This window comes from Rhizobium grahamii (assembly GCF_009498215.1).
GTDB classification, from domain to species: Bacteria; Pseudomonadota; Alphaproteobacteria; order Rhizobiales; family Rhizobiaceae; genus Rhizobium; species Rhizobium grahamii_A.
The window spans coordinates 3,580,173-3,595,509 of the sequence record NZ_CP043498.1; the positions used below are offsets into that span (position 1 = coordinate 3,580,173).

15 protein-coding genes and 1 tRNA gene are annotated in these 15,337 nt (G+C 54.9%); 5 read left to right on the top strand and 11 right to left on the bottom strand.

Going from position 1 to position 15,337, the window contains the following annotated elements:
• Positions 1-286: 286 nt before the first annotated feature.
• A complete protein-coding gene (locus FZ934_RS17220) occupies positions 287-604 on the bottom strand; it encodes a hypothetical protein (protein WP_153272060.1) in 318 nt (105 codons plus the stop codon).
• A gap of 226 nt (positions 605-830) precedes the next feature.
• Between FZ934_RS17220 and FZ934_RS17225 the strand changes: the two genes are divergently transcribed.
• The 4 genes from FZ934_RS17225 to FZ934_RS17245 all read left to right on the top strand — a co-directional run bounded on the left by FZ934_RS17225 (position 831) and on the right by FZ934_RS17245 (position 4,493).
• Positions 831-920 (top strand) — tRNA-Ser (locus tag FZ934_RS17225).
• Between the two features lie 614 nt (positions 921-1,534).
• The gene (locus tag FZ934_RS17235; protein WP_153272062.1) at positions 1,535-1,981 is read left to right on the top strand and encodes a hypothetical protein; all 447 of its coding nucleotides are present in this window, start codon (positions 1,535-1,537) and stop codon (positions 1,979-1,981) included.
• Positions 1,982-2,174: 193 nt separating this feature from the next.
• Positions 2,175-3,290 (top strand): tyrosine-type recombinase/integrase, encoded by a 1,116-nt coding sequence (locus FZ934_RS17240; protein ID WP_153272063.1) that lies wholly within the window; start codon positions 2,175-2,177, stop codon positions 3,288-3,290.
• A 546-nt stretch (positions 3,291-3,836) separates the two neighbouring features.
• Entirely contained in the window at positions 3,837-4,493 is a 657-nt protein-coding gene (locus FZ934_RS17245; RefSeq protein WP_153272064.1) for a class I SAM-dependent methyltransferase, read from the top strand.
• A gap of 61 nt (positions 4,494-4,554) precedes the next feature.
• Here FZ934_RS17245 and pseF read toward each other — a convergent pair whose 3' ends face one another.
• Positions 4,555-5,256: a pseudaminic acid cytidylyltransferase gene (gene pseF, locus FZ934_RS17250; protein ID WP_153272065.1), complete on the bottom strand. Its 702-nt coding sequence runs from the start codon at positions 5,254-5,256 to the stop codon at positions 4,555-4,557.
• Positions 5,257-5,500: 244 nt separating this feature from the next.
• Between pseF and FZ934_RS17255 the strand changes: the two genes are divergently transcribed.
• The gene (locus FZ934_RS17255; protein ID WP_194273728.1) at positions 5,501-6,208 is read left to right on the top strand and encodes an FkbM family methyltransferase; all 708 of its coding nucleotides are present in this window, start codon (positions 5,501-5,503) and stop codon (positions 6,206-6,208) included.
• Between the two features lie 61 nt (positions 6,209-6,269).
• Here the strand turns inward: FZ934_RS17255 and FZ934_RS17260 are convergent, their stop codons facing one another.
• Genes FZ934_RS17260 through pseI form a run of 9 tightly spaced genes read right to left on the bottom strand, consistent with a single transcriptional unit; the run spans position 6,270 to position 15,335 of the window.
• On the bottom strand, positions 6,270-7,031 hold the full coding sequence (locus FZ934_RS17260) for a glycosyltransferase family 2 protein (RefSeq protein ID WP_153272067.1): 762 nt from the start codon (positions 7,029-7,031) through the stop codon (positions 6,270-6,272).
• Positions 7,028-8,194 carry a glycosyltransferase family 4 protein gene (locus FZ934_RS17265; protein ID WP_153272068.1) on the bottom strand — a complete coding sequence of 389 codons (1,167 nt, stop codon included), beginning with the start codon at positions 8,192-8,194 and terminating at the stop codon, positions 7,028-7,030. Before FZ934_RS17265 ends, FZ934_RS17260 begins: the two co-directional genes overlap by 4 nt.
• Positions 8,194-9,156 carry an NAD-dependent epimerase/dehydratase family protein gene (locus tag FZ934_RS17270; RefSeq protein WP_153272069.1) on the bottom strand — a complete coding sequence of 321 codons (963 nt, stop codon included), beginning with the start codon at positions 9,154-9,156 and terminating at the stop codon, positions 8,194-8,196. The genes FZ934_RS17265 and FZ934_RS17270 overlap by 1 nt, the downstream gene beginning before the upstream one ends.
• Positions 9,157-9,158: 2 nt before the next feature.
• On the bottom strand, positions 9,159-9,881 hold the full coding sequence (locus tag FZ934_RS17275) for a methyltransferase domain-containing protein (protein ID WP_153272070.1): 723 nt from the start codon (positions 9,879-9,881) through the stop codon (positions 9,159-9,161).
• Positions 9,878-10,444, bottom strand: coding sequence for an acyltransferase (locus FZ934_RS17280; protein ID WP_153272071.1), 567 nt, complete (start codon positions 10,442-10,444; stop codon positions 9,878-9,880). Before FZ934_RS17280 ends, FZ934_RS17275 begins: the two co-directional genes overlap by 4 nt.
• A 6-nt stretch (positions 10,445-10,450) precedes the next feature.
• Positions 10,451-11,407 carry a glycosyltransferase gene (locus tag FZ934_RS17285; RefSeq protein ID WP_153272072.1) on the bottom strand — a complete coding sequence of 319 codons (957 nt, stop codon included), beginning with the start codon at positions 11,405-11,407 and terminating at the stop codon, positions 10,451-10,453.
• Entirely contained in the window at positions 11,404-12,951 is a 1,548-nt protein-coding gene (locus FZ934_RS17290) for a hypothetical protein (protein WP_153272073.1), read from the bottom strand. Before FZ934_RS17290 ends, FZ934_RS17285 begins: the two co-directional genes overlap by 4 nt.
• Positions 12,948-14,270, bottom strand: a complete 1,323-nt coding sequence (locus FZ934_RS17295; protein ID WP_153272074.1) for a hypothetical protein — start codon at positions 14,268-14,270, stop codon at positions 12,948-12,950. The genes FZ934_RS17290 and FZ934_RS17295 overlap by 4 nt, the downstream gene beginning before the upstream one ends.
• 6 nt (positions 14,271-14,276) lie before the next feature.
• Positions 14,277-15,335: a pseudaminic acid synthase gene (gene pseI / locus FZ934_RS17300; protein WP_153272075.1), complete on the bottom strand. Its 1,059-nt coding sequence runs from the start codon at positions 15,333-15,335 to the stop codon at positions 14,277-14,279.
• Positions 15,336-15,337 lie beyond the last annotated feature (2 nt).

Here is a 15,337-nt window from a genome sequence, read left to right on the forward strand (position 1 = left end):
CCCTGTTGTTTCTATTTGTTGGGGTCCTCCCGCAAGCCCGTTTTCAGGCATGTCTGCGGAACCGCCGACCTCCCCCGAGGCCTGGCTTGGGCGCATCCTTGCATGGCTCAAAAAAAAATTCACGAGAAATTTTTCGGCTGGTAAAAATTTGCGGAGAATGCCGAAAATCGTCTCACACGAGCTTATTTTTGTTCAGAATCGCCGGCTGGTTGCGGTTTTTCTGTACATATTAGCGAAATCAGCTGCTCGGAGAAGTTACGCGCAATCGGGCGAGAACCGCCCTTCGTCAGGCAGCAAAACGGCCCGCGACCGGCGGCTTCTTGTAGCCAACCATCCACAACAGCAGCGACAGAACCAGGAACACCGCGAAGGCTGGCTGGAGCATCAGCCATTGGAAGGCGAGCGTATAGAAACGCGGATGAACATAGTAGGAAATCGATGACTGCAGATCCTGCAGCGACGTTGCGTTGAGATCTTCCCACGCCTCTCCCATCGACGTTATCACCACGGACGATGCCGCGACGGACTGGATGGAATCGATCGTTCCGGCGATCACGGCCACGGCCAGGGCAACAAGACTTGCCAAACGCAATAGGAAACGCATCGATCACTCCGGCCATTCAACATCGCGACGCCGCCTGCTCCAGCGAGGATTTTCCAGCTTGCACAGGACGTGGAGGCCTGCAAGCGAAACTGCAAACGGCGGCTTCCACGCACTTTTGCCGGAAGAAGTCAAAAAACTGTTAGATTTAGGTTGATCGCGGAAAATTCATCGGTATATATCGCGCCGTTCCAACGATTTGCGTTTCGCGACGCAGATCAAGCAAGCAGGACAGGTGGCCGAGTGGTTTAAGGCGCACGCCTGGAACGCGTGTGTACGTGAAAGCGTACCGTGGGTTCGAATCCCACCTTGTCCGCCATTTTTTTGGCTAAGCTGCTGGTTTTATTGGATTTACTGAAACCGATTCTAGTTGGCCCGCCAATCAGCCCGCCACGACTATTTTAGCGTCTTCTTTCGGATATTCTTTCAAGAAAATTTCTTCAGCCTCTTGCCAGATGCGATCTCATTAGATTAAACGGAACATAACGGAAACGATATTCCGTACTGCGCAAGACGTGCGGTCCTCAAACGCCAAGGGACCCCTATGTCTTCAATCCAACAGCTTTCATTTTTGCCCGACGCCGAAGTCGACGCCGCCGCGCGGCCAATTGTCGACGACGCGGTCGCGCCATCCTCGATCGAGGTCGCAGCGCAACGGAACACAGCGCAAGCTGAAAATCGTCTGGAGGCCTCCACCCAGCCGGCTGCTTTGATAAAGGGGCTAAAGCCTCGTAAGGCTATATCTTCAAACGATGAGCGCTACCTTTCGGTCAAGGAGGTTGGCGCAAGATACAGCATCAGCATTCAGACCGTTTGGCGCCATACCAAGCAAAATCCTGACTTTCCCAAGCCGATCAAGATACTGAACGGATCCACGCGCTGGCGCATGAGCGATATCCTGGCATTCGAGGTTTCGCGCCAGGAGGTCAGCCGATGACCGCGGCCCCAAAGAAGCGCCGGAATCTCCAGAGCGATCGGAAGGCCAGACTCCACCAACTCTATTCAAGTGACGATGTCATCAAACTCTATGATATCTCACGCAACACCCTGACCAACTGGATCGCCGACGGCCTCACCGTCATAGATGCCGAGCCACGTTTGTTTCGCGGCTCGGACCTCAACGCCTTCCACGGTCGACGTAGGAAAGCTGCAGGAAAGCCACTCGGCCAGTTTCTCGTCAGTTGCTTCGGTTGCAAGCGCTCTCACTCATTGCTTGAGGGTGACATCTCAATTTCTCCCGGTCGAACTGATAGGGTTTTCCGTGTCTCCAGAACCTGCCCGGATACCGGCGCAAGGGCGAACCGGTTCGTCTGCAGCGAAGAATTGGGGGCGCTCCAGAGGCTTCGTGAAACCACTCCCGGAAGCGAGACTCCCGACTAATATGTTTCCTCGATCCAGTCGGGGTTTGTGCAGATCTGGCGGTCTGGACCCCGAGGTGGGCCGCCGCAACCTGTCCATCGCCAAGCTCACGCAGCGCCATAAACCAGAAATCCTCATCCTAGCCGAACGTTCGCATTTGGCATCGAAGACCCATGCGATCTCATTTGAGCGCATCAACTAGAAAGTGACGAGTATGAATGCATTGATCGAAGAGAACGCCTCTATCATCTACCTTTACCAGGGTGAACTGAGGCATGGAAAAGGGTTCCACCCGAAGACCGTTAACGACATCCTGCGCCATATCTGGCAGTTCGAGGGCCACACCGGATCGGTCGACTTCCGATCAGTGACCCGTAGGATGATCGAGGACTTCAAGGATGAGCTCATCGACCGGGCAGGCAAGTCCGGCAAGGAGGGATTGTCCGCCTCGACTATTGTCCATACGTTTGGGAACCTGAAAGCCTTCTTTATCTGGCTTGCGGATCAGGACGGCTATCGGAGGGCGATCACCGCTCAACTCTATAACCATTTCAACTCGCCGAGGCATCTCGTTGAGCTTGCTGGAGCTGCGGCGCAGAAGTTTGTCCCAAGTGCAGAACAACTGCGGCTAATGCTTCGGGAGATGCCGGCAAATTTGCCTGCCCAGCGCAGGGACCGCGCTATGTTGGCGGCCCTGCTCCTGTTTGGGGTTCGCGATGGCGCGCTGATCTCGCTTCGCCTGAAGCATGTCGACATCGACCGCAAACAGGTGTTCCAGGACGCACGCGAGGTGAAGACGAAGTTCAGCAAGACGAGCGTCGTCGACTGGTTTCCAGTCGGAGACGACATCGAACATATTGTCATCGAGTGGATCGGCGAGCTGAGGAGCATGGGCGCAGGAGACGATGCCCCTCTCTTTCCAACAGCGCCATTCAGACCGTGGATCGGCCGGCACCGCATCGAGCTAGAGTTCCTGACCACTGCTGCACCTGTCCGGCAGGTTTTGCGGAAGGCGGCAGCTGCCGCGGGTGTTCCCTACTTCAAACCGCATGCCATCCGCTCCACAGTCGCAAGGCTATCCGACGAATGGGCCTCGTCGCCGCGAGATTTGAAGGCGCTCAGTCAGAACTTTGGCCATGAACAGGTCAGCACGACCTCAAAGTATTACGGTGATGTCGAGCCTGACGTGAAAGAGCAGCTCTTCCGCAAGATGCGCGACAAGCAGCGGAATCCGGGTGCACGCGACATCAGTGAGCTTGTAGAGCGCGTCAGCCTGGAGACGCAGGATGTGGTGCGCAAGATCCTGCAGTTGGCGCTGGACAAGAAATAGCCAGTCAACAAACGCGGCGGCGGAAAACTTGCCGCCGCGGGTTCATGCCGGGACACCAATTCGCGTGAAGCGAGTTTGATCCGTGTGGCTGAATTTCGGAAGAGGCACAAGGCTTCCCAAAATCCTAGACTTGCAGTGCTTTCCCAGCGGAGAACGATTTCCTTGGTTCGCCCACCGCGCTCTTCAATCAAAAGGACGAACCCTTTGTTTTTTCGTGAAATTCGTGAAGCGCTTGGTGAGCTTACTGATACTGCGATCAGATAAGGGGTATTTATCGACGGTAATTAGTGTGGACCGAAGTGGTATCTATGAGAGGAATTAAAGCCAACATCACTTACTTTAATCATGAATAACGCATGGCATCGGTGCAATGTATCATCCTGGAGCCGTGTATCTCGGCTATCGTCCCGCCCTAAAACCTTGCTCTAACTTGTCCGGGAAAGCACTTTTTCCAAAGATGGCTGTTAATGTCTGTCGAAATCAAGTTAGACTTAAGCTCTCCAAGTAGGATTTGACGCTATTTCGCTCAAATGAAAAGGAAGCGGCATGACCGATAAAATCCAAGAACGCACATTTCTGGATACAGAAGGCGATCAGTGGTATCAAAGAAATAAGTCAGCGTTGGCCCACAACGAAGACGAAACTGCGTTAGACACGATCAAACGTGTACTGAACTCAAAGAGAGCCGATATAAGCGCCATTCTTGAGATAGGATGCGGCAACGGCAAAAAGGTGGCCAACCTCGGCAATTTTTTCAATGCTGAAAGTTTTGGAGTCGATCCATCTGAGATCGCCGTAAAAGATGGTTCTGTACAGTTCCCCAGCGCAAAGTTACAAGTCGGCACCGCCTCCAAGCTTCCATTTCTCGATGGTCAGTTCGATCTCGTTTATTTTGGCTTCTGCCTGTATCTAGTTGATCGAGGCGATATGCTTAAAGCAGTTGCGGAGGCTGATCGGGTACTTCGGCCCGGCGGATTTCTTGCAATTTTAGACTTCGATCCGGCCATACGCCACAAACGCGAGTATCATCATCGCAGAGGTCTTTTCAGTTATAAGACGTCGTATGCCAACTTCTTTACAGGCAGCGGCCACTATTACCTCGTCGCAAAGGACAGCCTTTCTCATACTGGCAATACGTTCTCAGAGGACAGCAACGAGCGCGTTTCCATATCTATCCTATATAAAGAAGAGGACGCTTATTAAAACGGAAACGTATGAAGATGCGCCAGCTACCGATTTATAGCGGGCTTATATTTATAGTCAGCTATTCTCTTATACTTTTGTTAGCTCCGCGCACGAGCTCAAAAAGCAGTTCCGCTCGCCTCCAATCTTGCTCGTTGTCGATATCAATGGCTCTGTGAGCTGGAAGCCTTATAGGCGTGCTATATGGTCCAAATATCGGCAGGCGTCTCTTCCAAGCGGAAACTCTACCAACATAGAACTGGCCGGCGTCGAAGAAAGCGTGACTAAGATCTTGAGTTCGTTTAGTCATATTCTCGGGATAGATAGGCTCTACTCCACCTTTTCCTGTCAACCGAAGCGCTCGCTCAATCGGGCAAGAGAATTCGCCGACGGTGAAGGCGTACTGGACGGCTGGATCTTTCTGAACAGCCTCGATACCTGCTACGATGTCATCACTTAACAGCATTGGGGTTGTCGCATAAATGCAACACAAGAGCTCATCTTGAACTTGTAGCTCGTCGAGTGAGTGCTGGACAACAGATGCGGTATCTGCATGATCGTCGGCAAGATGAGCTGGCCGAATGAATGGCACTTCGGCCCCAAGCGAACGAGACACTAGTGCGATTTCTTCGCTGTCGGTCGATACAACGACGCGCTCAAAGCAGCCACATTTCGTCGCTGTTTCGATTGCCCACCCAATCATCGGGCGGCCCGCGAAAAGCTTAATATTTTTGCGTGGAATTCGTTTAGATCCACCCCTTGCCGGGATAAGAGCAATCACCACTTAGCCTCAATCTAGATATCGCACTCATTGATAGTGCATTATTGGAACTATTAGGTATCATAATTAAATATGCAAAGCTAGGTGCTGATCCAACGTGATGCCATTGGAGGGCGGACGTGGGTTAAGAGGCTAAGAGCTTCTTGTTCGAACGCAAACTCACGGTGAACCGATCCGGCGGCCTGTTGGTGGTTTGACGTACCACCACAAAATGCGCTTACATGAGTGCTGCGATGGGAGGGTAGGAATGGTTTCGCGTAACGGTATTGGGGGGTTGTTTGAGACTGCAGTCGGCGTTCGCGGAATAAAGATAGCAAAGTATCTAAAGCTAAGAGCGCAGATGGCTATGGGACGTGCGCCATACACGGCACTCAACGGACTAGACAAGCAATTGCTGAGCTACTTGCCAAGCGGAGGTTTTTTTGTCGAAGCGGGAGGCAACGATGGTGTGGATCAGTCAAATACTTTTTACCTCGAGAAATGCATGGGCTGGGAAGGTATTCTCATTGAACCTTTTGAACCACTCTCCCGTTTGTCCTCCCGGTTTAGATCGGCGACAGCGATAGCCGCGGCTCTCGGAAGTACGGAGGATGAAGGCAAGTGCCTTGAGATGACGTTTTCAGACTTGATGTCCTCAAAAGTCTACGAGCGAACGGCATCTCCGAAATGGGGGGGATTGTTTGGGCCTAATCCAACTACTTTCGCGGCTCCAATTAGAACGCTTTCGTCAATTTTAGACGAGATAGAAGCACCACCGGTAACGTTACTTAGCCTAGACGTTGAAGGCTTTGAATTAAGGGTGTTAGAAGGCCTTAACCTCGTCCGTCATAGGCCAAAGTTCATCCTCATAGAAACCACCCAACCAGAAGCCGTTCTTTCGCACCTTGGGCGCGGCTACAAAATGGAAAAGCAGCTTTCATTTCACGACTATCTGATAATTGATCATGCGTCATAAAGCGCGATTCCAAGACGGAGATTGATCGCGAGCGACTTTTCTAAGGGTATTGTCACAACGTTCATTTAGGGAGTGTGGGGGAGACATACTCAAGTATCTTAAACGGGTACTTCATAAGAATCTGCAGATAGCTCGTTCGAATTCCGTTTTCTCGACATGCCCGCAAAACCTCGCGGTTCAACAGAATCTTGCTCTTGAAGCCGCCAGTGCTGACTCCCCCCAAACGCATCTTCACGAAAGTCCGTGTGCTGTGACGGAAGCGATAAGCCTTCTTTCCGAATGAACGCGCAATGAACTCGAAATCAGCCGCAATCCGGTAGTCAGTCTTGAAGCCGCCTTCGATCTCAAACACAGTGCGACGGATAAACGACGCCGGGTGTGCAGGCATCCAACCCCAAGCGATGCTACGGGGTGAAAAGCGTCCGGAACGATAGTGGCGGAGGATTTTTTCGGGATTTATCGGATCGATAAAGGCTACATCGCCAAACAGAGCATCGATACTTGGATCATTCATTTCGCACGCGACAACAGCAAGCGCCTCTGGCGAGGCATAGAAATCATCAGAATTTAGGAAACAAATGACATCGCCGGTCGCGCGGGCAAGCCCTTTGTTCATAGCATCATAGATGCCTTCATCTCTTTCTGAGACGAATTGAGCAACACGTGCAATGTTAGCGCGGATTGCATCCTGAGTACCATCCCGTGATCCACCATCGATAACGATATGTTCAATATCTGGGTAAGTCTGCGCTGCTACGGATCGCAACGCATCGCCGATGGTGGCCACCGAATTATAGCAAACTGTGATGACCGTGATCTTCATCGGTCCCTAACGCTCCCTTCGACAAAGCGGCAGAAATCAGCGACGAAATCCTTGATGCGACGTTCTGCATCGGCAAGTGCAGCACATGTCATGGCATCGCGATCTTCAATGTTGAAGGGTATGAATCCGGCGATCGCGTCCGCAATTGACTCTGGCGACAGCGGATCGAAATAGGTCGCCGTTTCAGCAAGCTGCTCCTGATGAACGTCGAGGTTCGAAACAATAAGCGGAATACCAAGCGACTTGGCTTCTTCGACCGTCGTACTCCATCCTTCGGAAAGAGAGGCATTGATGACTGCAGTGCTTGCAAGCATCAATTGGGCGAGATGCGGGTAAGGGATCATGCCGAGCAGACGGAATTCGTCCTCCAGGCCTAGCATCTCTATCTTTTTCGATAGAGCAGGGAAGTGCGTCGGATCACGCGGATCGTTCTGCCTGCCTGACGCCGCGATTACAGTCTGGATTCCCCGCGTCTTCAGGATCGCCAGCGCGTCGAGAACCCGGTCATGGTTCTTATGGCGCCAGAACTGGTTAGGCATAAAGAAAAACTGATCGGGCAAACCATAGCTTTGAGCAATACCACGAGCTTCAACCGGGCTAGCGACCGCACTCGGTTCGATGGCGAAATGCACCACGCCGATACGGCCCCGCGTCGAGGGATAATAGTGTTCGCAGGCGATACGGGTGTCGTTACTCGACACCATGATACGGCGACCGCCTAGGCTTTGCAGGCGAAAGCCCAGTTCACGCTTGACCCAGCCGCCGCTGGTGAAGAATTGCGGCAGCCTGCGGTGTTGCATGTCCGGTATCCAAGCGACTGCAGGCAAGCCTAAACTCCAACCGAAGAAACGGGCGGATTCAAAGACGACATCGACCCCATGGCTTGTGAACAACGCTGTCAATGCGGCATCGCGGCCAAGAACAACCGACTTCAACAGTGAGACACGCTGTCGTTCAGCATCGAGCAAGGGCGTGACAACAATCTCGATACCGGGAATCGCAACGAACTTTTCGTAGTCGCCGGCAAACGTGTCGGCACCAACGAAAAGGATCGGTGTGATGCGGCCCGGCTGATGACGGGTGACCAGTGTCAAAAGATTAAGAAGGAAATTGGTGCCACCAGTCCAGGCTTTGCCACCAATCAAAGTGAAGGCCGCGCGCATCAGACATTTCCTCGCGATGCGGCAAGATACCAGCCAACATAGGCGTCGAAGCCAGCATCGGTCGTGTGATTGAGGCAGGGCAGGATGGAGCCAAGGCGCGTTACGTCAGCCAGGAGGCTAAAAGGATCCCCTGCTCGGCTCTTCCCGCTAAACACGACGTCTCGCTTCGGATGACCGTGGATCGCCCAAGCATCGATCATTCGCCGCGCGACGTCTCTGACCGTTAAAGGCTCCCCGGAACCGATGTTAACGACCGGGCCGCTTGTGTCAGCTAAATCAGCGCAGGCAACAACTGCTCTTGCGACATCTTCAACGTGCACCCAGTCCCGGATTTCATGGCCGGTCCCTCCCAGCTCGATCTCACCGTTATTTCCGGCCAGTTTGCTACAGAGGTCCCAGAGTAGCTGCTTCTTTAATCCTGCCCCATAGACGGAGAAAAGGCGAGGGATAGCAAAAGCAAGACCGAAGCTCGCACCATAGGAGCGGCAGAGGTCCTCCATCATGCGCTTGTGATAGCCGTAGGGCGAATAAGGCGTCAGTAGCGCATCCTCCCGAATTGGCCCTTCGTGATCACTGCCGTAGACAGCAGCACTTGATATGGCGACAATCCGCGTATTGGGCGTATATTGACGCACCCATTCCAGAAGTTCAGCTGTGGATGAAACGGTGCGGGCAAAATCCTCGCGCGGTTGTGCAATTGCGGCGCCAACCGAAGATCCGCCAGCGAGATGATAGATTGTTTTCGGAGAGCCGGAAAGTCGCTGCAGCTGGCCAAGATTACTGGCGGCAATATCGCCATTCAACCAGGCGGAAACGCCCCATACGGCGGCCTCCATTTCCGGCCACGCACCATGACCGAGGCCGGCAACGAAATGGCCCTTGCTTGCCAGTGTGCGCGAGATATGCCTGCCGATAAAGCCATGAGTGCCGGTTACCCAGACGATTTCTTGTCCTGCCAACATGCTCAGCGCTCAATCCGCTTACGGCAAAGCGCACCACCAATAGTGGTCATCAAGAAAGGTGCATGCTTCGGAAAGAGCGTCAGCGTCGTATTTCGGATCCGATTGACGATCCTGCCCTTCAAACGACCGCTGACATGCATTTCATACTCCAGCGAGTTGGCCCAAACTTTCAGGTCGATCACTTCCAGACCAGATGTCTCCAGCACATTACGCAGCGTCGCTGGTGTGTAAAAATTAACGTGACCATATGGGGCGGCCATTTGGATCGAACGCTCAACACTCAGCGTGAGTTCAAGCGGCACCTCAACATAGACAATATCGCACACGCGACCGATCTCTTGCAGAAAAGGTCGCTCGAATTCCACATGTTCCAATACATGGGCAGCAATTCCGATCTCATAGGCGTTAGTGGCTGCCGGAATGGAATAGCCATCAAACTTTTGCACCGAGCGCAGGCTCTTCAGCTTGCGTGCTGCAATCGCCTCGCAACCGGATTCGGAAATCTCCACAGCGTTCAGGTCGTCAGCAAAGCAGATTGCGTCAAGTCCGGCGAGAACAGAGCCTTCGCCTGCACCAACATCGATAACGGAGCGAAAATGCCTCCCGCCGGTCATCTCCGTGATGTGCGAGATGGTCTGGCGCGCTGAAATCACGCGCTTCTTCAACACGGCTTCACTGTTATAATAACCGGCGTACATGTCATTCAGCTTGTCACTGATCTTCATGGCGTCTCTCCCAACTGCCTGACAATGACGGCCGGATTGCCGGCCACGACAGCGTAAGCGGGCACGTCGCGCGTCACAACCGATTGTGCGCCGATCACCGCCCCTTCGCCAATGGTAACGCCCTTGAGGATCGACGCCCCAAAGCCGATCCACACCTTGTCGCCGATGGTGACAGGGGCAATTTTCACAGAACTCCAATCCTTTTCACAACGACTCCAAAGCCGCACGTCGTCCTTGCGCGCCTCCCATTCGACAGCATGGGAATTGTGATCGACAACGGTAATACCCCAGGACATGATCACATCGTCGCCGATGGAAATGCCGCTATGGCAGACGAGTTGGCTGGCGCCGATAAAGCAGCGATCGCCGATCGTCAACTTGCCGCCCGGCGCGTCGAAATCCACCCGGCAGTGGATCAGGCAGTCATTGCCGATGGCGATCTTGCCGCCTCTTCCGTTAAGCCGCCAGTAGTCGACCTTGCTATTGCTGCCGACAGTGACATTGTCGCCGCGATAGCGCAGCTCGAACAGGAAATTGAGGATTTTTATCGCAAGGCGGCGCATGTCCTGTCAGTTTCCTCTGACCGGCGACTTCAATATACGTCTGCGCACATAAAGCCATAAGAGCCGTTTTGCAAACTGCTTGAGCGGATTGCCCTGCATGGCCTTCACGGAAGCCTGGACAAGGCGAAAGCGCTCATCCTCGCGATCAGGGGCGGAGGGGGGGTCAAGAAAGGTAATTGTCGCGGCGTCTGCAACCGACTGCGCCTCGAATTTCGCATTGGCCGAACGGTGCGTACCACTGCCGTCAAAGCCGACATTCGTGACAAGCGAAACGGGCGGATAGACGACACATCCCTGGCTGCGGAATACAGACCAGTTCCAGCGGATTGCCCAGCTGTCGATCCGGCCTTCCATCTGCGCGGCAAGCATGGCGGAATAAGGATAGACCCCGCCAATATCGAAACTGCGGGCAAGCGCGCGGTCGAGCAGCAGCGCCTGCCACCCCTCGGCCTTGGTATCGAAAGCCGACCAGGCGCGATCCCACGTCGCCCAGCCCCAGGAACTGATGAAGGGGAGGAAGAGTACGGGATCGGTGTCACCAAAGCTCTCGACGGGGAAAGCGTGACCGGACACCTGCATGACCTGCGGGTCGTTCTCGTAGCGATCGAGCGCCTTCAGCATGAAGCCGAGAAACCCATTCGAGACGACCAGATCGTCCTCGAGTACAATGACCCGGCCATGATTGCTGCAAAGATTGCTGACGGCTTCGATAATGGACGCAGCAAGACCTGAATTCGTTTCGCGCTCGACCACCGTTTTGGCCGGGTGGGCGAAATCACGCACGATCGAGCGCGTAGCCTCGACAGCGGCCTTCTCGTCCTCGCGGCGCGCACCGTCACAGAAAATGAAAAGCGGCAGCTCGGCAAGTTCTGGATTCCTTGCCAGCGCTTCGAGCATTCTCGCGGTGTGCTGCGGCCGCTTGAAGACAAAGATCGCGACAGGCGTTTTTTTGCCGTCGCTCATGCGCGCGCCTTCACGAAAGGTTCGTAGGTGCTCATCACCGTCGCCAGCGCCCGCGACTGGTTCTGCTCCAGCCGATTGACGTCGAGCGCGCCAAAATCGACGACAAGGTCGTCACTGGGCATGATCTGGTGGGTATAATAGAACTCCAGCATCTGCTCCCTGGCATTGGCTGGGGCCTTGAGTTCACGGAAGCCGACAAGCTTCTGCCTGTAGTCTTCGATCGAGATCGGGGTGATCGCAATATCGAAATCGATATGCGGATGATCACCGCCGGCCAGCGCCGGAATCCCGTGATAGGCGAGTTCGCCGAGTACCGTGCCATAGACCGATACACCGCATTTGATGCCTGACCGGAAGATGATTGCATTCGAAAGCTTTGGGTCGAGAAAGGTGACCGTGGGATAGTCGCGCTTGAGCTGCTCGACCAGAACAGCACTTTCCGGCAACTGGTTCGGATGCGCTTTTATGGCAAGCGGCAGTTTTTCCCTGACGATCGTATCCAGCGTAAAGCGCACCCAATTGTCAAAATCGGGAAACAGCATGTGCCGGAAATGGTGGGGGCTGTCGAAAAAATCGTGAAGGAAGACGACCCCTTCGATGCCATCGGACAGAGCGCCAGGCGCCCCCGCGGCATAGGCGCTCGTCTTCATGTAGGCTGTGGCCTTGTCTATACCGCCGGCAAAGCGCTTTTCCAGCACCGCCTCGGCCTGCGAACGTGCTGCATGCTTGTCGGCAATTCCGGCGAAACGTTCGACATAGTGCCAGTGCGGTTCGGTATGCAACGGATCGTCAACCGCCAGCTTCTTGTAAACCTGAGAGAGATTGCCGCAGGCATAAACCTCTACGCCGGCCCGCAACGCTTCCCGCACCGGAATACCGTGCTGGATGTAGCTCGCGTAATTTGTATAGAGGCGATCGAACCGCCCTTTGGCAAGATGCCTGCGGATTGCCGCCTGCGCATTGAGTGCCTGCACGATCAGCATGCGCAGGTAGCGATCAGAGACATTGACCGTGGGCTGAACACGATAGCGTAGGTAGGTGTCGTAGATCAGAGTTCCACAGTCCGTGCCGTTTAGGCTGATCGCCAGTACATCCTCTTTGCTTTTCAGACCACGCCAAATGCGGTTCGCCTGCCGGAAATTCGAAAGTGACGTCAGCGGCGAAACTTCCAGATTGACGAAACTGCGGACGCCGATCGCATGATAGAGCCGCTTCCATTTCAGGAAATCCAGTAGGTTGAAAAGCCGGCGGACAAGCCGGCGCGGCATTGAGAACCGCTCGCAATAGGGCGCAGACATGACGTTCTGGTGCCACAAGCCCACGCATTCCGCATGACCTTTGCCTTCAGCCTGTATGGCGCCAAGAAATTTGATCAGGCACTGATAATCCGGCGACAGCTGAACAAGAATGCGCATCGGTTCTTCACCCGACGGCGCTGGTATTGGCGCATAAAGCGCAGTCGCCTCACGGGCAAAACGGCTCTCCGTCTGGTCCAGCCCCCAGCGCGCACTGGCGGCGGCAATCAGGGTTCGAATACGGCTCATGCGCCTGCCCCGCCATTGGCGAATTTCGCATCGACAAAGCGGACCAAGCTCTCGGCGACATCATGAGCATTCGCAATCGCATCGAAACCATCGACCAATACGCGGTAATGGGAGTCCACGATGCCGCGTCCCGTCGTCATCAAGGCATCGTCCAGCTTGTCAGCGAGCCGTTCCGGTGAAGGCGGTACTGCGGATGAGAACGTCTCGAAGGAAAGATCGGTTTGAAAGGCAAAAACGCCCTCGATGAAGCGATACCAGGCAAGGCCGAAGACAATAACCGGCTTGCCATGAAACAGCGCTTCCCATCCAGCCGTGCCGGTGATGGTTGCCACGCCGATGCTGCCCTTGATCAGTGAAATGGAATCTTCCGCGTTGCTGAGCAGCGTGACATTGGAAAGCGCCGAAAGCCGCTTGTAGAAGAACTCATCGCGCTGCTTTTCGGTCTGTTTCGGGTTTTCCTTGGCATAGATCTTCACGCCGTCGGGCACCCATGCGCTCAGGGCCTCCAGAGCCAACATCTGATCCGAATAGTCACCGCCGAGCGCCGATGTCGTCAGCTCCGGCTGAAGATGCAGTGGCACATAGATGTACCGTTCGCCGGCCGGCAATGCCCTGGTAAGCCGAGCTATATCCTGGCGGTAGCGGCGAGCATAGGCGAAGCGCACCAGAGCGAGCGGCGCACGCCAAGGCCTGCGGGCAAGTTCGGACAGCAACATTTTCGGGCCATAGGAAGCATCCTGCGGCAGCTTCTTCATATAGAACCAGTTTTCCGGCAGGCGGTATCCGGAAGCCTCGCGCTCGTACAGTGTCGGGTTCAGTGCAGGAAGACCGAAATCGTCAACCCTTGCAGCCATCCAGAAACGGCTGGCAATCAGCGACTGATAGCACATGACCACCTTAATACCGAGATAGCGGGCCATCTCGACTAGGACGAAATCGAAGCCTTCGTGCGCAATGTTCGCGGATAAAACCAGCTCAATCCGATGCCGCTTCCACAGGTCGTAACAGAAGGTGAACGTCAGCACGAAGCTGTTGTAGACGTTCGAAAAGGGCGGCGTGACATAGTAGTGCCGACGGGAGTTGATATCGGCAAAACGCAGGAAGCTCGCCGACACCGCATCGAAACAGGCACGCATGGCTTCGTCCATGCTCGGCGCGGGAACGGCAAGCTTCAGCAGGTGCAGCGAATCCCAGTTCACATCCGCCGAAGGATCGGCCGAGATGACGCAGGCGACGTCGAAACGCTTGCGCAACTCGGCAAGGATTTCACCCTCGAAGCCGACGGACAGAACACGATACGGTGGCACGACGTGAGACATATGCAATCAGGCGAGCGCTTCGTCGGTAACCGGCGTATTCTTGCGGATGTCGCGGTTAACCGTCTTGCCGATGATGATTTCCAGCATCTTGGGCGGCAGCCCGAAACCGGGGCGCACGGAACGCACATGTTCGGTAGTGATCGTCTCGCCAGCCTCCATGTCGCGTACGAAATAGAGCGAGCGGCGGAACTTCACATTACCGAGCTCGCTCGACTTGCGGCCATAGTCGATGCGGCCAAGCGCCTCCCAGGCCGTCTTGGAGTCCCGGCAGAGTGCTGCCATCTCGACAGGTTCGAGAGAAAAGCTGTCATCGGGACCGCCACCGCTCCGGTCAAGCGTGAAATGCTTTTCGATGATGGAAGCGCCAAGCACCACTGATGCAATCGCCGTCGTATTGTCCAGCGTGTGGTCCGACAGGCCGGTCACACAGCCGAAGCGGGAAATCATGTCGGGTATGGTGCGCAGATTATAGTCCTGCGCCGGTGCGGGATAGCCCGACACGCAATGAAGGATCGCTAGTTCCCTGCAGCCGCCGCTGCGGGCCGCCTCGATCGCCTCGGCGATTTCCTCGTCATCGGCCATACCGGTTGAGATGATCATCGGCTTGCCGGTGGAAGCCGCGTACTTGATCAGCGCGTGATCCACCGCCTCGAAAGAGGCGATCTTGTAGGCCGGCGCATTCAGGTCCTCCAGAAGATCGATCGCGGTGTTGTCGAAAGGCGAGGAAAAAATGGTAAGGCCAAGCTTGCGAGCATGCTCGAACAAAGGCTTGTGCCACTCCCAGGGCATATGCGCCTCCTGGTAGAGTTCATAGAGCGTGCGCCCGTCCCAAAGGCCGCCGTGGATCTGGAAATCATCGTCGTTGCAATCCAGCGTGATGGTGTCGGGACGATAGGTCTGCAGCTTGACGGCATCCGCGCCAGCCCTCTTGGCTTCGTCAATAATCGCCATCGCGACATCCAGCTTGCCGTTGTGATTGGCGGAAAGCTCGGCGATCACATACGGGGAATAGTCGACGCCAATCGCGCGGCCGTTGATGGTGATGGACGGGGATGTCTTCGTCATCG